Source organism: Pedobacter sp. CAN_A7 (genome assembly GCF_015752175.1).
GTDB lineage: Bacteria > Bacteroidota > Bacteroidia > Sphingobacteriales > Sphingobacteriaceae > Pedobacter.
The window spans coordinates 875,922-895,576 of sequence record NZ_JADOUW010000002.1 but is presented as its reverse complement, the minus strand read 5'-3'; the positions used below and the strand labels follow the sequence as shown (position 1 = coordinate 895,576).

General features: G+C 38.2%; 29 protein-coding genes. 3 read left to right on the top strand and 26 right to left on the bottom strand.

Annotated features, from left to right (window positions below; translation table 11 throughout):
- Positions 1 to 80 precede the first annotated feature (80 nt).
- The 3 genes from IWX76_RS10065 (at position 81) to IWX76_RS10055 (ending at position 3,943) form a co-directional block, all read left to right on the top strand.
- Positions 81 to 1,193: a M42 family metallopeptidase gene (locus IWX76_RS10065; protein WP_196859756.1), complete on the top strand. Its 1,113-nt coding sequence runs from the start codon at positions 81 to 83 to the stop codon at positions 1,191 to 1,193.
- A gap of 197 nt (positions 1,194 to 1,390) precedes the next feature.
- Positions 1,391 to 2,947: a helicase HerA-like domain-containing protein gene (locus IWX76_RS10060; protein ID WP_196859755.1), complete on the top strand. Its 1,557-nt coding sequence runs from the start codon at positions 1,391 to 1,393 to the stop codon at positions 2,945 to 2,947.
- Between the two features lie 96 nt (positions 2,948 to 3,043).
- Positions 3,044 to 3,943: a nucleotidyltransferase family protein gene (locus IWX76_RS10055; protein WP_196859754.1), complete on the top strand. Its 900-nt coding sequence runs from the start codon at positions 3,044 to 3,046 to the stop codon at positions 3,941 to 3,943.
- A 90-nt stretch (positions 3,944 to 4,033) separates the two neighbouring features.
- Here the strand turns inward: IWX76_RS10055 and dnaK are convergent, their stop codons facing one another.
- The 26 genes from dnaK to rplV form a co-directional block, all read right to left on the bottom strand.
- The gene (gene dnaK, locus IWX76_RS10050; protein ID WP_196859753.1) at positions 4,034 to 5,953 is read right to left on the bottom strand and encodes a molecular chaperone DnaK; all 1,920 of its coding nucleotides are present in this window, start codon (positions 5,951 to 5,953) and stop codon (positions 4,034 to 4,036) included.
- 150 nt (positions 5,954 to 6,103) lie between these two features.
- Positions 6,104 to 7,300: a class I SAM-dependent methyltransferase gene (locus tag IWX76_RS10045; RefSeq protein WP_196859752.1), complete on the bottom strand. Its 1,197-nt coding sequence runs from the start codon at positions 7,298 to 7,300 to the stop codon at positions 6,104 to 6,106.
- A 103-nt stretch (positions 7,301 to 7,403) separates the two neighbouring features.
- Positions 7,404 to 7,931, bottom strand: coding sequence for a 50S ribosomal protein L17 (gene rplQ / locus IWX76_RS10040; protein WP_196859751.1), 528 nt, complete (start codon positions 7,929 to 7,931; stop codon positions 7,404 to 7,406).
- An 80-nt stretch (positions 7,932 to 8,011) separates the two neighbouring features.
- The gene (locus tag IWX76_RS10035; protein WP_196859750.1) at positions 8,012 to 9,004 is read right to left on the bottom strand and encodes a DNA-directed RNA polymerase subunit alpha; all 993 of its coding nucleotides are present in this window, start codon (positions 9,002 to 9,004) and stop codon (positions 8,012 to 8,014) included.
- A gap of 83 nt (positions 9,005 to 9,087) precedes the next feature.
- Positions 9,088 to 9,696 carry a 30S ribosomal protein S4 gene (rpsD, locus tag IWX76_RS10030; protein WP_196859749.1) on the bottom strand — a complete coding sequence of 203 codons (609 nt, stop codon included), beginning with the start codon at positions 9,694 to 9,696 and terminating at the stop codon, positions 9,088 to 9,090.
- Between the two features lie 64 nt (positions 9,697 to 9,760).
- Entirely contained in the window at positions 9,761 to 10,150 is a 390-nt protein-coding gene (gene rpsK, locus IWX76_RS10025; RefSeq protein ID WP_196859748.1) for a 30S ribosomal protein S11, read from the bottom strand.
- A 21-nt stretch (positions 10,151 to 10,171) separates the two neighbouring features.
- The gene (gene rpsM / locus IWX76_RS10020; RefSeq protein WP_196859747.1) at positions 10,172 to 10,549 is read right to left on the bottom strand and encodes a 30S ribosomal protein S13; all 378 of its coding nucleotides are present in this window, start codon (positions 10,547 to 10,549) and stop codon (positions 10,172 to 10,174) included.
- Positions 10,550 to 10,631: 82 nt separating this feature from the next.
- Positions 10,632 to 10,748, bottom strand: a complete 117-nt coding sequence (gene rpmJ / locus IWX76_RS10015; RefSeq protein ID WP_196859746.1) for a 50S ribosomal protein L36 — start codon at positions 10,746 to 10,748, stop codon at positions 10,632 to 10,634.
- Between the two features lies 1 nt (position 10,749).
- Positions 10,750 to 10,968 carry a translation initiation factor IF-1 gene (gene infA, locus IWX76_RS10010; protein WP_008244555.1) on the bottom strand — a complete coding sequence of 73 codons (219 nt, stop codon included), beginning with the start codon at positions 10,966 to 10,968 and terminating at the stop codon, positions 10,750 to 10,752.
- Positions 10,969 to 11,035: 67 nt separating this feature from the next.
- Positions 11,036 to 11,824 (bottom strand): type I methionyl aminopeptidase, encoded by a 789-nt coding sequence (gene map / locus IWX76_RS10005; protein ID WP_196859745.1) that lies wholly within the window; start codon positions 11,822 to 11,824, stop codon positions 11,036 to 11,038.
- Positions 11,825 to 11,832: 8 nt separating this feature from the next.
- The gene (secY, locus tag IWX76_RS10000) at positions 11,833 to 13,167 is read right to left on the bottom strand and encodes a preprotein translocase subunit SecY (protein WP_196859744.1); all 1,335 of its coding nucleotides are present in this window, start codon (positions 13,165 to 13,167) and stop codon (positions 11,833 to 11,835) included.
- A 3-nt stretch (positions 13,168 to 13,170) separates the two neighbouring features.
- Positions 13,171 to 13,617, bottom strand: a complete 447-nt coding sequence (gene rplO, locus IWX76_RS09995; RefSeq protein ID WP_196859743.1) for a 50S ribosomal protein L15 — start codon at positions 13,615 to 13,617, stop codon at positions 13,171 to 13,173.
- A gap of 103 nt (positions 13,618 to 13,720) precedes the next feature.
- Entirely contained in the window at positions 13,721 to 13,900 is a 180-nt protein-coding gene (gene rpmD, locus IWX76_RS09990; RefSeq protein ID WP_196859742.1) for a 50S ribosomal protein L30, read from the bottom strand.
- A 4-nt stretch (positions 13,901 to 13,904) separates the two neighbouring features.
- A complete protein-coding gene (gene rpsE, locus IWX76_RS09985) occupies positions 13,905 to 14,423 on the bottom strand; it encodes a 30S ribosomal protein S5 (RefSeq protein ID WP_196859741.1) in 519 nt (172 codons plus the stop codon).
- A 17-nt stretch (positions 14,424 to 14,440) separates the two neighbouring features.
- Positions 14,441 to 14,794 (bottom strand): 50S ribosomal protein L18, encoded by a 354-nt coding sequence (gene rplR, locus IWX76_RS09980; protein WP_196859740.1) that lies wholly within the window; start codon positions 14,792 to 14,794, stop codon positions 14,441 to 14,443.
- A 5-nt stretch (positions 14,795 to 14,799) separates the two neighbouring features.
- Positions 14,800 to 15,357, bottom strand: a complete 558-nt coding sequence (gene rplF, locus IWX76_RS09975; protein ID WP_196859739.1) for a 50S ribosomal protein L6 — start codon at positions 15,355 to 15,357, stop codon at positions 14,800 to 14,802.
- 18 nt (positions 15,358 to 15,375) lie between these two features.
- Complete coding sequence (rpsH, locus tag IWX76_RS09970; protein ID WP_196859738.1) at positions 15,376 to 15,777, bottom strand: 30S ribosomal protein S8; 402 nt, start codon at positions 15,775 to 15,777, stop codon at positions 15,376 to 15,378.
- A gap of 131 nt (positions 15,778 to 15,908) precedes the next feature.
- Positions 15,909 to 16,178, bottom strand: coding sequence for a 30S ribosomal protein S14 (gene rpsN / locus IWX76_RS09965; protein WP_196859737.1), 270 nt, complete (start codon positions 16,176 to 16,178; stop codon positions 15,909 to 15,911).
- The gene (rplE, locus tag IWX76_RS09960) at positions 16,178 to 16,744 is read right to left on the bottom strand and encodes a 50S ribosomal protein L5 (protein ID WP_196859736.1); all 567 of its coding nucleotides are present in this window, start codon (positions 16,742 to 16,744) and stop codon (positions 16,178 to 16,180) included. The genes rpsN and rplE overlap by 1 nt, the downstream gene beginning before the upstream one ends.
- Positions 16,744 to 17,085, bottom strand: a complete 342-nt coding sequence (rplX, locus tag IWX76_RS09955) for a 50S ribosomal protein L24 (protein ID WP_432709498.1) — start codon at positions 17,083 to 17,085, stop codon at positions 16,744 to 16,746. Before rplX ends, rplE begins: the two co-directional genes overlap by 1 nt.
- A gap of 1 nt (position 17,086) precedes the next feature.
- Entirely contained in the window at positions 17,087 to 17,455 is a 369-nt protein-coding gene (rplN, locus tag IWX76_RS09950; RefSeq protein ID WP_008244575.1) for a 50S ribosomal protein L14, read from the bottom strand.
- 1 nt (position 17,456) lies between these two features.
- A complete protein-coding gene (gene rpsQ, locus IWX76_RS09945; protein ID WP_037442595.1) occupies positions 17,457 to 17,711 on the bottom strand; it encodes a 30S ribosomal protein S17 in 255 nt (84 codons plus the stop codon).
- 13 nt (positions 17,712 to 17,724) lie between these two features.
- Positions 17,725 to 17,934, bottom strand: coding sequence for a 50S ribosomal protein L29 (rpmC, locus tag IWX76_RS09940; protein WP_196859735.1), 210 nt, complete (start codon positions 17,932 to 17,934; stop codon positions 17,725 to 17,727).
- 30 nt (positions 17,935 to 17,964) lie between these two features.
- On the bottom strand, positions 17,965 to 18,387 hold the full coding sequence (gene rplP, locus IWX76_RS09935; protein ID WP_048907441.1) for a 50S ribosomal protein L16: 423 nt from the start codon (positions 18,385 to 18,387) through the stop codon (positions 17,965 to 17,967).
- Between the two features lie 38 nt (positions 18,388 to 18,425).
- Complete coding sequence (gene rpsC / locus IWX76_RS09930; RefSeq protein WP_196859734.1) at positions 18,426 to 19,283, bottom strand: 30S ribosomal protein S3; 858 nt, start codon at positions 19,281 to 19,283, stop codon at positions 18,426 to 18,428.
- 9 nt (positions 19,284 to 19,292) lie between these two features.
- Positions 19,293 to 19,652: a 50S ribosomal protein L22 gene (gene rplV / locus IWX76_RS09925; RefSeq protein ID WP_196859733.1), complete on the bottom strand. Its 360-nt coding sequence runs from the start codon at positions 19,650 to 19,652 to the stop codon at positions 19,293 to 19,295.
- Positions 19,653 to 19,655: the final 3 nt, after the last annotated feature.

Here is a 19,655-nt window from a genome sequence, read left to right as displayed (position 1 = left end):
TTTAGGCTGGTTTGTTGACTTTGCTATTATGGTATTAAACTTCGATTGTTTATATATTTGTTAATCATTAAGAATTGAACATGACTAAAAAGAAAGACGAAAAACAGCCACATGTAGCTGTAGTCAACGAGAACTCAGTACAGTTTTTTGAAAAATATATTAATAACCCTTCCCCTACCGGATTTGAATTTCCTGGTCAGCAATTATGGCTGGATTACCTGAAGCCTTATATCGATGAGAGTTTTATCGACAACTATGGCACTGCCGTAGGTGTAATTAACCCGACAGCGGAGTTTAGGGTGGTCATTGAGGCACATGCTGATGAGATCTCCTGGTTTGTGAACTACATTACCCCGGAAGGTTTAATTTACGTGATCCGTAATGGTGGTTCTGACCACCAGATTGCTCCTTCCAAAAGGGTAAATATCCATACGGAAAATGGTTTGGTTAAGGCGGTTTTCGGCTGGCCAGCTATACACACCCGCAGTGGTGAAAAAGAAGAAGCACCAGCGATTAAAAACATCTTTTTAGATTGCGGCTGTACCACTAAAGAAGAAGTGGAGAACTTAGGTATACATGTAGGTTGTGTAATTACCTATGAGGATGAGTTTATGGTATTAAACGACCGTTATTATGTTGGTCGCGCTTTAGATAACCGTGCAGGTGGTTTTATGATTGCCGAAGTAGCGAGGTTATTAAAAGAAAATAAAAAAGAACTTCCTTTTGCTTTATACATTGTGAACTCTGTGCAGGAAGAGATTGGTTTACGTGGAGCAGAAATGATTGCTCATCGCATTAAACCGCATGTGGCCATCATTACTGATGTAACTCATGATACTTCTACCCCGATGATTAGTAAGATTACACAAGGCGACCTGGCCTGTGGTAAAGGGCCTGTGGTTTCTTATGCACCAGCGGTACAAACGAACTTAAACAAGCTGTTAATTGAAACGGCAAAACAAAATAACATTCCTTTCCAGCGTCAGGCTTCAAGCCGTTCTACGGGTACGGATACGGATGCTTTTGCCTATTCGAACGGTGGTGTACCATCGGCATTGATTTCATTGCCCCTGCGTTACATGCACACCACAGTGGAGATGATTCACAAAGAGGACGTGGATAATGTAATCAGCCTGATTTATCATTCCCTATTGAACATCAAAAAAGACCATAATTTTATTTATACGAAATAATTCCATTGTTTGGGACAAATTACTATATTCGTTACCAGGTTTATAAAATGAAGTAATTCATTTGTTGGGGGGATTAACCATATGATTTCCACAACTATTATTTGATTTAGGAATAGCGCGCCAGCTGATGCAGGCGCGCTTTTTTTGTGGCTATTATATCTGCTGTACTTTTATTACATTTATATAAACAGCTTATCATGAGTGATCAACCGACTAATTTCATCTCAAAAGTAAAGGCATCTTATCAGCCTAGCGGATCTTTTATTTATTTGGGCGCCGGCCTTCTGGAAGGTCATGTATTGGGCGAAGCGGAGGTAAATCTTCCCCTGCGTATGATGAACCGCCACGGACTGGTAGCCGGTGCTACTGGCACCGGAAAGACAAGGACCCTGCAGTTATTAGCCGAACAGCTGTCGGACGCCGGGGTTCCGGTGTTTATGCTGGATGTGAAGGGTGATTTATCGGGTTTAAACCAGGCTGGTGTTGCCAATACCAAGATTGAAGAACGCATGGCAGGCCTTGGTAAAGGATTTGAAGCTACGGGTTTCCCGATTGAGGTGTATTCCCTTTCGGGGAAACTAGGAGCCCAGATGCGGGCGACGGTACTGGAATTTGGCCCTACGCTACTGGCCAAGGTGTTAGATTTAAATGAGACGCAGACTGGTGTTTTAGCCGTAATCTTTAAATACGCTGACGACCATAAACTACCCATCATTGATTTTAACGACCTTAAAAAGCTGGTTTCTTATTTGTCTGAAGGTGCCGGCGTCGAGGAAATTAAAGCTGACTATGGTAAAATTTCTACTTCAACCTCTGGCACCTTACTACGTAAGATTGTGACGGTAGAACAGCAGGGCCTGGGTTCAATGTTTGGTGAGCGTTCTTTTGATATTGAAGATCTTTTTGAACGTACAGATGGCAAAGGAGTGATTAGCTTGTTAAACATATCGGATGTTCAAAACCAGCCCGTACTCTACTCTACTTTCTTGCTAAGTTTACTGGCTGAGTTATTCTCGGAACTCCCGGAAGCCGGCGACCTGGATAAACCAAAACTGGTATTCTTTTTTGACGAAGCGCATTTACTGTTTAAGAACTCATCTAAGGCATTTATGGATCAGATTGAAATGATTATCCGCCTGATCAGATCAAAGGGCGTAGGCGTATTCTTTTGTACACAGTCGCCAACGGACGTGCCTGCCAGTATTCTCTCACAATTGGGTAATCGGGTACAACATGCCATTAGGGTGTTTACCCCAAACGACGCAGATGCCTTGAAGAAAACGGTGAACACCTACCCGCGTTCTGATTTTTACGAAATAGACAAGATATTAACCTCGCTGGGAACCGGACAGGCATTAGTGACGGTATTAAATGAAAAAGGTATCCCTACAGAAGTGGTAGCCACCATGCTCACCTCACCACGTTCAGTGATGGGCCCCTTAAACAATGCTGATTACCAAAAAGTGATGGAGGATAGTACATTGACCGCTAAATATGCGGAGACCATTGATCCGGAGAGTGCTTATGAATTATTGACCAAAAGGATTAACGACAAGTTAATGGTAGAGGAAGAGGCTGTAAAACCAGCAGCAACAGGGACAGGACAGAAAAAAGGCGAGAAAAGTGTAGTTGAGCAGGTAATGGGTGCGACTATTACCCGACAAATTGGGAAAGAAATTGTACGTGGTCTTTTTGGCATGTTAATTGGCAAAAAAACACGTAGTACGAAGAATAAGGGTTTTTTCGGTTTTTAAGGGCATTAATTCTTCTATAAATGGAAAATACCTTTATAAGCACCTTTATTTTTTTTACTTTTACGAACGATCATAATTATTATTTAAATTTTTTTAATGAAACCTACCTTACTAATATTAGCCGCAGGCATGGCAAGTCGCTATGGCAGCATGAAACAAATTGATGGCTTTGGGCCAAATGGTGAGACAATAATTGATTATTCTATTTATGATGCAATAAAAGCAGGCTTCGGTAAAGTAGTTTTTATCATCAAAGAAGAGTTTGTAGAAAACTTTAAAGCGATATTCGAACCTAAGTTACAGGGCAAAATCGAGACTGACTATGTTTTCCAGAATTTTGACCTTAAACAATTTGGCATTGACGAAGAAATAGAAAGAGCTAAACCTTGGGGTACTGCTCATGCCATCCTTTCGGCAAGAAACACCATCAAAGAACCTTTTTGTGTTATTAATGCAGATGATTTTTACGGATTGGATGCTTACCAGAAGATGGTTGACTTTTTAACTAACGAAGTTAATGGCAGCAATTATTCTATGATTGGTTATGAGATTGGCAAAACCTTATCTGAATATGGTGCTGTATCTCGTGGTGTTTGTAAAGTTGACAGCACCGGTAACCTGGAAGAAATTGTAGAACGCACAAAAGTGTTTAAAGAAGGGGAGCATATTGTTTATGAAGAGGACGAGAAAACTTATCCACTTGATCTGGACACCCGTGTTTCCATGAATTTTTGGGGTTTTACACCAGAGGTTTTTAAAACAACAGAAGATTTATTCAGAACTTTTGCAATGGATAATAAGGAAAATCCTAAAGCGGAGTTTTTCATTCCTTTAGTAGCCGAGCATTTAGTAAAATCAGATACGGCGGCATTCAAAGTAATTCCGACAGACAGTAAATGGTTTGGCGTAACTTATAAAGAAGATAAACCTATTGTACAGGCAAGCATCGATCAGTTAGTGAAAGATGGCACCTATCCTGATAACTTGTGGAGCTAATTAATTTTTAAACATAATAAGATTAATTTTTGAACATAAAAAAGAGCCTTGAAATTAATCAAGGCTCTTTTTTTATGGAGTAACGACAGCTTATTTTTTGTCGTCTTTTACTTCTTCGAAGTCTACATCAGTAACATTGTCACCACCGTTGGCAGCTTGATCACCTGCTGGTTGTCCGGCAGCACCATCAGCTGGTGCAGCACCGTCCTGACCTGCTTTGTACATTTCTTCAGACGCTTCATTCCAAGCGGCTTGAAGTGCATCCTGAGCAGCATCAATATCAGCAAAGTTTCTCGTTGCATGCGCATCTTTCAACTTTTTCAAGTTGTCTTCGATTGGCGCTTTTTTATCAGCAGAGATTTTCTCTCCAAATTCTTTTAATTGCTTTTCGGTAGAGAAGATCAAGGCATCAGCACTGTTGATTTTATCTGCTTCTTCTTTTTGAATTTTGTCAGCTTCAGCATTTTGTTCTGCTTCTTCTTTCATTTTCTTGATCTCTTCGTCAGTTAAGCCAGATGAAGCTTCGATACGGATTTTTTGTTCCTTACCTGTGGCTTTATCTTTCGCACTTACGTGTAAGATACCATTTGCATCAATGTCAAACGCAACTTCAACCTGAGGAACTCCACGTGGAGCTGGTGGAATACCATCAAGAATAAAACGTCCGATGGTACGGTTTTGTGCAGCCATTGGGCGCTCACCTTGTAATATATGAATCTCAACAGATGGCTGGTTATCAGCAGCAGTAGAGAAAGTCTCTGCTTTTTTAGAAGGAATAGTTGTATTGGCTTCAATCAATTTAGTCATTACACCACCCATGGTTTCGATACCTAAAGAAAGTGGGGTAACATCTAATAACAATACATCTTTAACTTCACCAGTTAATACACCACCTTGGATAGCAGCACCGATTGCCACAACCTCATCAGGATTAACACCTTTAGAAGGTTCTTTACCAAAGAAAGCTTTAACCGCTTCCTGGATTGCAGGCATACGGGTTGAACCACCAACTAAGATAATTTCGTCAATATCAGATGTTTTTAAACCTGCATTTTTCAATGCTGATCTACATGGATCAATAGTACGTTTAATTAAATCACTTGCTAATTGCTCAAATTTTGCACGGCTAAGGGTTCTAACCAAGTGTTTAGGTCCTGTAGCGTCAGCAGTAATGTATGGTAAGTTGATTTCTGTAGAAGTTGTGCTTGATAATTCAATTTTAGCTTTCTCAGCAGCTTCTTTTAAACGTTGCAATGCCATTGGATCTTTGTTAAGGTCCATGCCATTTTCAGTTTTAAACTCTTCTGCTAACCATTCGATAATGATATGGTCAAAGTCATCACCACCTAAGTGTGTATCACCGTCAGTAGATTTTACTTCAAAAACACCGTCACCTAATTCTAATACGGAAACATCATGAGTACCACCACCACAATCAAAAACAACAATTTTCATGTCGCGGTGAGCTTTATCTAATCCGTAAGCTAAAGCAGCTGCAGTAGGCTCGTTGATGATACGTTTTACCGTTAAACCAGCAATTTCACCAGCTTCTTTAGTTGCCTGACGTTGTGCATCATTGAAATAAGCAGGAACAGTAATAACCGCTTCTGTTACTTCATGACCTAAAAAGTCTTCCGCAGTTTTTTTCATTTTCTGCAAAATCATTGCAGATATCTCTTGTGGAGTATATTTACGATCGTCGATTTCTACACGTGGTGTATTGTTATCACCTTTGATAACTTTATAAGGAACGCGTCCTACTTCTTTAGCAACTTCCGCGAAGCTACTTCCCATAAAGCGTTTAATTGAATAAATCGTCTTTGTAGGATTGGTGATTGCCTGACGTTTAGCCGGCTCACCTACTTTACGCTCACCGTTTTCTGCAAATGCAACAATAGATGGCGTTGTACGTTTACCTTCACTGTTGGCTATAACTACAGGTTCGTTACCTTCCATTACTGAAACGCAAGAATTCGTTGTTCCTAAGTCTATACCAATTATTTTTCCCATTTTATTATATCTTTAATGTTTTACTTATTCGATAGCACGAGTTAATCAAGGGTTGTGCCAATATTGATTTGGCAGAATATTGTGCCGATATTTAGATTGATCTGCTAAAATTAACAATTTGAGATTTCAAACAGCTGACACCTTGACAGTTTACCTGGGTAAATTACATAAACTTTCCAGGTAATGCTGACCAATTCCAAAATAGGCTTTGGCTACTTTAATTTTTTCCAGTACTTCCCGCTTTTTGGCCTCGTCTTGCTTGTGCTTAATACCAATCACTAACACGTTTTTTGGTGTATGTACACCAGAAATAAACTCCATAACCTTGGTTTTGTAGCCAAAGTATTCTAAAATTAAGGCACGAATCCCATCAGTAACCATTTCACCCTGACGCTCTAAAAAGATGCCGTGTTTTGTGACAAAGCTCAACTCATTTTTAGTCTTGGATGAAGTCATCTCCTTGCGGATTTGCTTATGACAGCAGGGTGCCACAACGATTAACCTGGCACCAGCCATGATTCCTTTAAATATGGCGTCATCAGTGGCAGTATCGCAGGCATGCAAGGCAATAAGTAAATCAATCCGTTCTGTAGTGAAATCCTGTATGGTGCCTTCCTTAAAATTTAAAGATTTGAACTCGGCATTTACAGCAATACGATTACACAGGTCCACCAAGTCCGGCCGATATTCTACCCCAGTCACTTTAGTGTCAAGGTTCAATACATTGTGCAGATAATCGTATAAGGCGAAAGTAAGGTACCCTTTTCCGGACCCCATATCCACGACATGCTGTAACTCGTTATTCTTTAAATCTTGAAGTAATGGACTTAACAAAGAAATATATTGGTTTATTTGTTTGTATTTATCCTGGGCATTTTTGAATACCTCTCCCCTGGCATCAGTGATGTTTAATTCATGAAGATATTTCTTATGAACTCCAGCAGGAACAAGCCTAACTTTTTCTTTATTATGAGTAGCTAAAGGTGGTATGTTTAAAGAGGCAGTTTTTTTGATTAAATCGAAATCCACACCCTCCTTTTTTTGAACAAGAGAAAGATCAGTGCTTGAAGTAAATAAAGTAGACATGGCAAAACCAGCCGATACGTATTCTAAAACGAGGGCTACTCCTTCATCGTAACTGTAATTTTTTACCACATCCCTGGTTTTATACCGGAAAGTAAATGAAAGCTTGTTAACACGCTTAATTTGAATGACTCTTACATAAATATTTTTAAGATCCGTTTCTGAACCTTTATAATTACCAAGTGAAATCTTGATAAAAGATCCATCAGCAAGGGAAGAATTAATTCCAATTTCAAATTGTTGCAAAGAAGTTGTTGTAGACATACTGCAAATATTTAAGCGCAAAAGTAAGTAAAATTGTATACGCAAAAAGCCCTGCTGGATTAGAGCAGGGCTTTTAATGTAATATGAAAAGAGCTTATTATAATTAAGCTTCTTTAGTCGTTTCGCCTTCAGCAGGAGCTTCTGTAGCTGGAGTTTCTTCAACTGCAGTTTCAGTAGTCGCTTCAGCAGCAGGAGCATCACCTTTTTTGGTTTTACTTCTACCACGACGTGTAGTTTTCTTTTCAGCAGCTTCAGCTTCTTTACCATAAACCTCGTTGTAATCTACCAACTCAATTAATGCCATTTCCGCGTTATCACCTAAACGATTGTTTAATTTAATGATCCTTGTGTAACCACCTGGACGTGTAGCAACTTTAGCTGCAACATCACGGAACAATTCAGTAACCGTATCTTTGTCTTGCAAATAGCTAAAAACAATACGACGAGAGTGTGTAGTATCAGTTTTAGATTTTGTAATTAAAGGCTCAACATACATACGTAAAGCTTTAGCTTTTGCTAATGTAGTAGAGATTCTTTTGTGTTTAATAAGTGATGAAGCCATGTTAGCTAACATCGCTTTACGATGTGAATCTGTTCTGCCTAAGTGGTTTCCTTTTTTACCGTGTCTCATTTTTGATTTTATTCAGTGTGTACCGTCTCTTGATTTAACAGAGGGAATTACACACGATTAACAATATATAATTTGTTGTATTATTCTTCGTCTAACTTAAATTTAGAAAGGTTCATTCCAAAAGATAAACTTTTAGATTTAACCAATTCTTGAATTTCAGTCAATGATTTCTTACCGAAGTTTCTGAATTTTAACATGTCAGCTACATCATAAGATACTAAATCAGCTAGTGTGCGAATGTCAGCTGCTTTTAAGCAGTTTAATGCACGAACTGAAAGATCTAAATCAACTAATTCAGTTTTAAGAATTTTACGCATGTGCAGAATTTCCTCGTCAACTTCTTTAGTTTCTTCTTTAGCTTGAGACTCCAATACAAGATTCTCATCAGAGAATAACATAAAGTGTTGAATCAAGATTTTTGCAGCTTCTTTTAATGCTTCTTCTGGATGAATTGAACCATCAGTCGAGATATCTAAAATTAACTTTTCGTAATCTGTCTTCTGCTCTACACGATAGTTTTCAATCGTGTATTTAACATTTTTCATTGGCGTATAGATCGAATCGATAGCGATCACACCAACAACAGCGTCATTAACTTTATTTTCTTCAGCAGGAACATAACCACGTCCTTTATTGATAGTTAATTCTACCTCTAAAGTAACTGTTTTTTCCATGTTACAAATCACTAAATCTGGGTTTAAAACCTCAAAGTTACTTGAGAATTTAGTGATGTCACCTGCTTTAAATTGATCCTGACCATTTACGATGATAAAAATCTTCTCAGAGTCACCAACATCACCTACTTTTTTAAAACGAACTTGTTTTAAACTTAGAATGATTTCGGTTAAATCTTCTACAACACCTTTCATTGTAGAAAACTCATGGGATACTCCAGAAAAACGAATACTTGTAATGGCAAAACCCTCAAGTGAAGAAAGTAAAATCCTTCTTAAGGCATTACCAATTGTTACACCGAAGCCGGGCTCTAAAGGACGAAATTCAAATGTACCATCGAAATCAGTTGATTTCTGCATGATGACCTTATCGGGTTTCTGAAATGCTAAAATTGCCATTTATAATGTTTTTAGATCGTTATTAATTTTTTGTAACGCAAAAAATTAACTGCCCTATTAATAAGGCAGTTAATTCAATTAGATTACTTAGAGTATAACTCTATTATCAGGTTTTCTTTAATGTTTTCCGGAATCTCATCACGGTTAGGATAAGCTAGGAACTTACCAGTAAGTTCGTTTGCATTCCAATCCAACCAATTGAATTTATTGATTGTTCTACCAGCAACAGAATTCGTTATTGCTTCTAATGTTTTTGATTTCTCACGAACTGCAACAACATCTCCGGCTTTTAATTGATATGAAGGAATATTTACCACTTCACCATTCACTGTTACGTGTTTATGGCTAACTAACTGACGTGCAGCTGAACGTGTAGTTGCAATACCCAATCTATATACTGTATTATCTAAACGGGCTTCTAATAATTGTAATAAATTATCACCTGTAATACCTTCTCGGGCTGACGCTTTTGTAAACAAGTTACGGAACTGACGTTCTAATACACCATAAGTGTATTTAACTTTTTGTTTCTCCATTAACTGTACAGCGTATTCAGATTGTTTACCTCTTCTTTTGGAAGCACCGTGCTGTCCAGGAGGGTAGTTTTTTCTGTCTAATACTTTATCAGGGCCGAAAATTGGCTCTCTGAATTTACGCGCGATTTTGGACTTCGGTCCTGTATATCTTGCCATTTCTTTTTGTTTTAAAGTATCGTGCAACCTTAAGCTGCAGACTCTTAGCTTTAAAAATTAATAATTAAACTCTTCTCTTCTTAGGAGGGCGACATCCATTGTGAGGAAGCGGGGTGATATCTTTGATAGAGGTTACTTCAATACCAGCAACTTGCAATGTTCTAATTGCAGATTCGCGGCCTGAACCCGGACCTTTTACAAAAACTTCTACTTTACGTAGACCTAAATCAAACGCTACCTTACCGCAATCAGATGCAGCTTGACCTGCAGCATATGGAGTGTTCTTTTTAGAACCCTTAAAACCCATTTTACCTGCTGAAGACCATGATATGGTTTGACCGTTGTTATTTGTTAAGGTAACAATGATATTGTTAAAAGTAGCATTGATGTGTGCCTGACCTACAGACTCAACAATAACAATACGCTTTTTGGTTACTTTTTTACTTTTAGCCATAATTATACTTCGATACTAATATTATTTAGTAGCTTTTTTCTTGTTAGCAACTGTTTTTCTCTTGCCTTTACGAGTACGAGAATTGTTCTTAGTACGTTGACCACGCACTGGCAATCCTTTTCTATGACGTAAACCGCGGTAACAGCCGATATCCATTAAACGCTTAATATTCAACTGAACCTCAGAACGTAAAGCACCTTCTACTTTAACCTGGTCGTTGATAATTGTACGGATAGCAGACAACTCGTCATCTGACCAATCTTGTACTTTTTTGCTTAAATCGATACCTGCTTCCGTTAATATACGTTGAGCAGTAGATCTACCTACACCAAAGATGTAAGTTAATCCAATTTCGCCTCTCTTGTTTCTTGGTAAATCAATACCTGATATCCTTGCCATATTTTATACTAATGTTGATTATTTGATTAAATGACAGATTGAGTAACCTGTACATTCAATCCAATCATACTTCAATAATTCCTTATCCTTGACGTTGTTTGTATTTCGGGTTCTTTTTGTTTATTACGTAAAGTTTACCTTTACGACGAATAACCTTGCAATCAACGCTACGTTTTTTAATTGATGACCTAACTTTCATTTTATTTATATCTATAAGTAATCCTGCCCTTTGATAAATCGTAAGGCGACATCTCTAATTTAACTTTGTCTCCCGGTAGAATTTTGATGTAGTGCATCCTCATTTTTCCCGAAATATGTGCAATTATCTCGTGTCCATTTTCCAGTTCTACCCGGAACATTGCATTCGATAATGCTTCTCTTATTACACCGTCTTGTTCAATTGAGGCTTGTTTAGCCATATAATATTGATTTTTACTGAATTAGCTGCTACTAAACAGGGTTGCAAAATTAAATAAAAAAAATTAATTATTCTCTTTTTTTCTTTAAAACTTCTTCAATCTGAGAAAAGGACGATAATACGTCTGCTTTCCCCTTTTTGATAGCAACCATATGTTCATAATGTGCTGAAGGCCGGTTATCTTTTGTGGTCACGGTCCAACCGTCTGACCAAAATTTCACACCCGCACTTCCTGCATTAATCATAGGCTCAATAGCAAGTACCATTCCTTCTTCCAGTTTAATTCCTGCACCACGTTTACCGTAATTTGGAACCTCTGGTTTTTCATGAAGTTTAATACCTACACCATGACCTACAAGTTCTCTAACCACACCAAAGCCATTGTCTTCTGCAAGCTTTTGAATAGCGTAACCTACATCACCTACGCGGTTGCCAGCTACTGCTTTTTCTATTCCTACATGTAAACACTTCATGGTTGTGTCAACTAGCCTCTGCCTTTCCTCATCAATCTCACCAATAGCGAAGGTGTATGCAGAGTCACTATAATAATTGTTCTTGATCACACCACAGTCAACAGAAATTAAATCACCTTCCTGAATCACATGATCACTTGGAAACCCATGAACAATTTGCTCATTAGGCGATATACATAAAGCATAAGGGAAACCATTATAATTCAAGAATGCAGGCACGCCCCCATTGTCTCTTATAAAGGTTTCTCCTAAGTTATTTAAACTCATGGTTGTCATACCTGGAGCAATGACAGAGGCTATCTCTGCTAAAGCACCGGATAAAACCACCGCGCTTTCTCTTATCAATTCGATTTCTTCTGTAGACTTGTAATAAATCTTCGACATTCCAAATCTTAAATAACCGCGTTGCTGCTATTTGCTGCAGGTATACCTGAGCGTCCAGTTACACGCCCTGTTTTCATCAAGCCATCATAATGACGCATCAATAGATAACTCTCAATTTGCTGCAGGGTATCCAATACAACACCTACTAAAATCAGCAGGGAAGTACCACCATAAAACTGGGCAAATTCAGATTTGATACCAAACTTAACCGCAACTGATGGCATGATCGCAATCAAAGCCAAACAAATCGCACCTGGAAAAGTAATCTTGGAAATCACATCATCAATGAATGAAGAAGTAGCTAGACCTGGTTTAACACCTGGAATAAAACCACCATTTTTCTTCATGTCGTCAGACATTTGAGTCGGGTTAACAGTTATCGCTGTGTAGAAAAACGTAAAAGCAATAATTAAAAATGCAAACGTTAAACTATAAGCTAGAGAGGTATAATCACTGAACTGGATTAACCAGGTATTTTGCATAGAAGGGAAAAAACCTGTTAAAGTAGCTGGAATAAACATCAAAGCCTGAGCAAAGATGATAGGCATAACACCTGCAGCATTAACTTTTAATGGAATGTATTGTCTTACCCCACCGAATTGTCTGTTACCAACAATACGTTTTGCATATTGAACAGGCACTTTACGTATACCCTGTACAATAAGAATGGTAAAGATAACCACACCTACTAATGCAACTAATTCTAACACTAAAGCAACTAATCCACCTTCACCAACAAATCTAGAACTGATTTCCTGTTGCAAAGCGATAGGCAAACGAGCAATAATACCCACCATAATAATTAGTGATATACCATTACCAATACCTTTATCGGTGATCTTCTCTCCTAACCACATGACAAACAAAGTACCAGCCGAAAGAACAAAAGTAGCAACCACAAAAAACAAAGTGTGGTTGATCATAATGGCTTCAGGTGGAACTTGTGTTTTTACATAACCAATAGCCTGTACCGCAGTAATAGCTACCGTTAAATATCTTGTAATCTGATTAAGTTTAGTACGACCACTTTCGCCCTCTTTTTGCATTTTTTGGAACGAAGGCACCGCTATACCGAGTAACTGAACTACAATAGACGCAGAAATATAAGGCATAACCCCTAAGGCTAAAATTGAAACCCGAGAGAAAGATCCGCCGGCAAACATATCCAATAGACCTAAAAGACCTGATTTTTCATTATCGCCTAAAGCAGTTGGATCAACACCTGGTAAAACCACGTGAGATACAAATCTATAAACCAAAAGAATGATGAGCGTAAATAATATACGCTCTCTCAATTCTTGAATTTTCCAAATATTACTTAAAGTAGTAAACAGCTTCTTCATTAATTACAATTTTTCGATTGAGCCTCCAACAGCCTCAATAGCTTTTTGTGCAGTAGCAGAAAAAGCGTGTGCTTTAACTTCTATTTTAGATTTAACTTCACCACGACCCAGAATTTTTACCAAGTCATTTTTAGACGCTAAACCATGCGATTGCAAAGTAGCGAAATCAATACTGGTTAAACTAAACTTTTCTGCTAAGTCCTGTAAAACGTCTAAATTAACGCCTACATATTCTACACGGTTAATTGGCTTGAAACCTACTTTAGGTACACGACGTTGTAAAGGCATTTGACCACCTTCAAAACCAATTTTGGTTTTGTGTCCTGAACGGGATCCAGCTCCTTTGTGACCACGAGTGGAAGTTCCACCGCGACCAGAACCAGTACCACGACCAATTCTCTTGTTATTCTTTGTAGAACCTACTGCAGGTTTTAAATTACTTAAGTTCATTTTGAAACTTATTGTGCTGCCCTTCGCTTTCACTAATCAGGGCAACGGTTAAACATATATAAAGGTTGCAAATGTAAATATATACATTTAACAACCTTTATTATTATAAATTCTCTATTGCTACCAGGTGGTTAACTTTTCTAACCATACCTATAATGGCACCCGTAGCTTCAACTTCTACACTCTGGTTTAATTTTGTTAAACCTAAAGCTTGCATCGTTCTTTTTTGACGCTCGCTTCTGTCGATGATGCTTTTAATTTGGGTTACTTTGATCTTAGCCATAATATTATCCGTTAAAAACTTTGTTTAAATCTACACCACGGTGTTGAGCTACTGTGTATGCATCACGCATTTTTGTTAACGCATCAACAGTTGCTTTAACCACGTTGTGTGGGTTAGATGAACCTTTTGATTTCGCTAATACGTTATGTACACCAGCACTTTCTAATACGGCACGCATTGCACCACCAGCAATTACTCCGGTACCTACTGCAGCTGGTTTGATTAAAACAAAACCACCTGAAAATTTACCAATTTGCTCATGAGGAACAGTACCATGTAAAAGCGGAATTTTTACTAAATTCTTTTTAGCATCATCGATACCTTTAGCAATTGCTTCCGTTACCTCTTTCGCTTTACCTAATCCGTAACCTACGATTCCGTTTTCATCTCCTACTACCACAATGGCAGAAAAGCTGAAAGTACGTCCACCTTTGGTTACTTTGGCAACACGTTGTATGCTAACTAAACGATCTTTTAATTCGATCTCGCTAGTCTTAACTCTTTTTATATTGTTAGTTGACATTCTTCTCTATTTTCAGATTAAAATACTAAACCAGCTTCGCGTGCACCTTCTGCCAACGACTTAACACGTCCGTGGTATAAGTAACCGTTTCTATCGAAAACAACTTCTTTAATACCTGCTGCAATTGCTTTCTCAGCAACCATTTTACCTACAGCTACAGACTGTGCTGATTTGTTACCGTTACCAGCAAAATCTTTTGATAAAGATGAAGCTGAAACTATTGTGCTACCAGTTACGTCGTTAATGATTTGAGCATAAATTCCTTTATTGCTTCTAAATACTGATAAACGTGGACGGTTGTCAGAACCGGTAAGTCTTTTTCTGATTCCTTTTTTTATACGATCTCTACGAGATAATTTTTTCCCTGCCATGATGATTATTTTTTAGAAGCTGATTTACCTGCTTTTCTTCTTAACACTTCGCCTACAAACTTGATACCTTTACCTTTATATGGCTCTGGTGCACGTAACGAACGTATTTTAGCAGCTACCTGACCGATAAGTTGTTTGTCAATACTTTCTAAAATAATTTTAGGCGTTTGACCTTTCTCAGAGGTTGTTGTTACTTTAATCTCTTCTGGTAATTGAAAAACATAATGGTGAGAATAACCTAAAACAAGATCAAGCGTATTTCCTACGTTAGTTGCGCGGTAACCCACACCAACTAATTCTTGTTGTAACTTATAACCTTCTGTTACACCAATAACCATATTATTTATCAAAGCACGGTATAAACCATGTAATGCTTTGTGTCTTTTTTGCTCTGTTGGACGTTGTACAGTTAGTACATTATCTTCTACAGCTACAGTGATATCTGTATCTACTGCTTGTGTTAATTCTCCTTTTGGACCAGCAACAGTTACTACGTTATCGTTAGATACAGTAATTGTTACGCCTGAAGGGATACTGATCGGGGCTTTTCCTACTCTTGACATTTTGCTATCCTCCTTTAATTAATAAACGTGACACAAAACTTCACCACCAATTTTTAACTTGGCAGCCTCTTTATCGGTCATTACACCTTTAGAGGTAGATAAGATTGCGATACCTAAACCATTTAATACTCTTGGCATGTTTTCAACACCTGCGTACTGTCTTAAACCTGGTTTGCTGATACGTGTTAATGTACGGATTGCAGGAATTTTAGTAATCGGATTGTACTTCAATGCCACTTTAATAAGGCCTTGGTTAGTAGCTGTTTCTTCAAACTTGTAGTTAGCGATGTAACCTTTGTCAAAAAGTACTTTTGTAATTTCCTTTTTAAGGTTTGATGCAGGAATTTCTACAATTCTGTGATTTGCCTTAATGGCATTTCTTACTCTTGTAAGATAATCTGCTATTGGATCTGTATTCATTTTATGAAATTGTGATAGTGGTTTCCTTTCCGAACCATTCGGAACGACCTTCCATCGGTTAATATTTAATTTTAAACGTAATAACGTTAGAGGTTCTACGCATAGCGTACAACCTCAACGTAATAACGAATTTACCAACTGGCTTTAGTTACTCCAGGAATTTTTCCTGCTAATGCCATATCGCGGAACATTACCCTGGAAATTCCAAAAGTACGCATGTAACCACGTGGACGACCAGTAATTTTGCAACGGTTGTGCAAACGTACAGCTGATGAGTTTTTTGGTAACTTATCAAGTCCTTCATAATCGCCTGCAGCTTTAAGTTCTGCACGTTTATCCGCATACTTAGCTACCAACTTTTGGCGCTTTACTTCGCGAGCTTTTACTCCTTCTTTTGCCATTATTGATTTGTATTTTGATTTTTAAATGGTAATCCAAATTGTTTTAAAAGTTCCAATGCTTCAACATCGTTAGAAGCTGTAGTTACAAACGTAATGTCCATACCTAAAATCTTACTAATCTTGTCAATGTTGATCTCAGGAAAAATGATTTGCTCAGTAACACCTAATGTGTAGTTACCTTTACCATCAAAACCTTTATCATTGATACCTTTGAAATCGCGGATACGTGGCAAAGCTACGGAAATTAAACGATCTAAAAATTCAAACATGTTGTTATCACGTAAAGTTACACGTACACCAACCGGCATACCTTTACGTAATTTAAAGTTTGAAATATCTTTTTTAGATTTCGCACTTACTGCAAGTTGTCCTGCAATGGTACTCATTTCCAGAATTGAACTGTCAATGATTTTTTTGTCAGTTACCGAAAAACGTCCAACACCTTGGTTGATCGATATCTTAACTAACTTAGGAACCTGCATAACGCTTTTGTAAGCAAACTTATCTTTAAGTGCAGTTACAATTTCCTCTTTATATTTACTCTTTAATCTTGGTACGTAAGCCATTATTTGATCTCCTCTCCTGATTTTTTAGCAACCCTAACTAATTTCCCATCAGCGTTTAGCTTTCTGCCAACGCGGGTAGTTTCACCAGTTTTTGGATCAACTAATTGTACATTAGAAATATGAAGAGCAGCTTCTTTTTTTATGATACCACCGTTTGGGGTAGCAGCATTTGGTTTCGTATGTTTTGATACAAGGTTAACACCTTCAATTATTACTCTATTTTTAGCAATAACAACTTCTTGTACTTTTCCTTGTTGGCCTTTTGAATCGCCAGCAATAACCTTTACTAAATCTCCTTTACGGATTTTAATTTTTGGTTGTGTAGTTACTTTATCTTTCATTTTATAATACCTCCGGTGCTAATGATACAATTTTCATGAATTGTTTCTCACGCAGTTCTCTTGCTACCGGGCCAAAGATACGTGTACCACGTGGCTCATCTTGTGCATTTAATAATACTGCTGCATTGTCGTCAAAACGGATGTAAGAACCATCCTTACGTCTGATCTCTTTCTTTGTTCTTACTACAACTGCTTTAGAAACTGTTCCTTTCTTAATGTTTCCTGAAGGTAAGGCACTTTTAACGGTAACAACGATCTTGTCACCAATAGAAGCATATCTTTTTCCGGTACCACCAAGTACACGGATAACCAATACTTCTTTTGCGCCGCTATTATCGGCTACATTTAATCTCGATTCCTGTTGTACCATGTTATTTAGCCCTCTCTAAAATTTCCACTAATCTCCAGTTCTTGTTCTTACTCAGCGGACGAGTCTCCATGATCAGTACTGTATCACCAATACCGCAATCGTTTTTCTCGTCATGAGCCATAAATTTGGTAGTTTTCTTAACAAACTTACCATAGATCGGGTGTTTCACTTTTCGTTCTACTGCAACTACGACAGATTTATCCATCTTGTTGCTTACCACTAACCCGGTTCTTGTTTTTCTTAATTGTCTTTCCATTTCGACTCTAAAGTTATTTAGTTTCAGTAGCAGACTCCGCTTTGCGCTTAGTCAATTCAGTATTTAATCGGGCGATATCCTTCCTTACCTTAGTAATACGGGTAGGATTCTCAATAGCCGAAATAGTATGCGCAAATCTTAACTTAACTAAGTTTTCTGTCTCTTCTGCAATCCTGGCTACTAGTTCTTCTTGTGAAAGCCCTGTAATTTCTGAGTTCTTCATCTTTTAATTTTTTATTATAAGTAACTCTTATTATGCTTCTACGTAATCTCTACGTACCACAAATTTTGTTTGTATTGGTAATTTTTGAGCGGCTAAACGCATTGCTTCTTTGGCAACTTCCAAAGGCACACCTTCAGCTTCAAAAATAATTCTTCCGGGTCTAACTACGGCTACCCAGTATTCTGGAGCACCCTTACCTTTACCCATACGTACTTCAGCTGGTTTCTTAGTTACCGGTTTGTCCGGGAAGATTCTAATCCACACTTGGCCTTCACGTTTCATGAAACGAGTTACCGCGATACGGGCTGCCTCTATCTGACGACTGGTAATCCAGGTCGACTCTAAAGATTTAATCCCGAAAGACCCGAATGACAATTCAGCACCACGTGTTGCTAAACCTTTCATTCTGCCTTTTTGCATCTTTCTGAACTTCGTTCTTTTTGGCTGTAACATTGTATTTTAATATTATCGTAAAACGATCTGTTAACTAATTATTTACGGGGTCCTCTGTTAGGAGTGTTTCCGCCTCTGTTGTCTCTACCCTGACCTGGAGCACCGCCGCCTTGACCTGGACCTCTTCCGCCACGACTTTTATTGTCGTTTCTTCTGTCGCCACCGCCACCACGGTTATCTCTGTCTCTGCCACCACCGAATGCACCTTCAGGTCTGCCACCTTTACCAGGAGCATTGTTGGTTGCACCAATGTTAGGAGATAAATCACGTTTACCGTAAACTTCTCCTTTACAGATCCATACTTTAACACCTATTTTACCATAAGTAGTTAAAGCTTCAGCTAATGCGTAGTCAATGTCCGCACGGAAAGTATGCAAAGGAATTCTTCCTTCTTTATACTGCTCGCTACGTGCCATCTCTGCACCGCCTAAACGACCTGATGTCATGATTTTGATTCCTTCAGCGCCCATACGCATAGTAGATGCGATAGTAGATTTCATTGCTCTACGGAAAGAGATTCTCGCCTCTAACTGTTTTGCAACGCCTTCTGCTACTAATTGTGCATCTAGTTCTGGACGTTTGATCTCAAAAATGTTGATTTGAATTTCCTTTTTAGTCAATTTCTTCAACTCTTCTTTGATCTTGTCAACTTCCGCTCCCGCTTTACCAATTACAATACCCGGACGAGCCGTGTGAATTGTTACAGTAATGCGTTTCAATGTACGTTCGATAACAACTTTTGCTACTCCGCCTTTTGCAATACGGGCAGCAAGGTATTTTCTTATTTTATCGTCCTCAACTAATTTATCAGCATAGTTGTTGCCTCCGAACCAGTTAGAATCCCAACCTTTGATGATTCCTAACCTGTTTCCTATTGGATGTGCTTTTTGTCCCATTTCTGTTAATTAGTTTTGAGTTTCAACGTTTTTACTATCTACTACCAAAGTTACGTGGTTCGAACGTTTACGTATTCTGTAACCACGTCCTTGAGGTGCCGGTCTCAATCTCTTTAACTGGCGGCCACCACCAACCATAATTGTTTTCACAAATAATTGGCTTTCTTCAGGGCGAGAACCTTCATTTTTGTTTTCCCAGTTTTTGATCGCTGACAATAAAAGTTTTTCAACTCTAATTGCTGCTTCTTTGTTGGTAAATTTCAAAATATGTAATGCTTTCTCTACACGCTCACCTCTGATAAGATCTACAACCAGACGCATCTTACGTGGTGAGGTTGGACAATTGTTTAATTTCGCTACTGCTTCCATCTC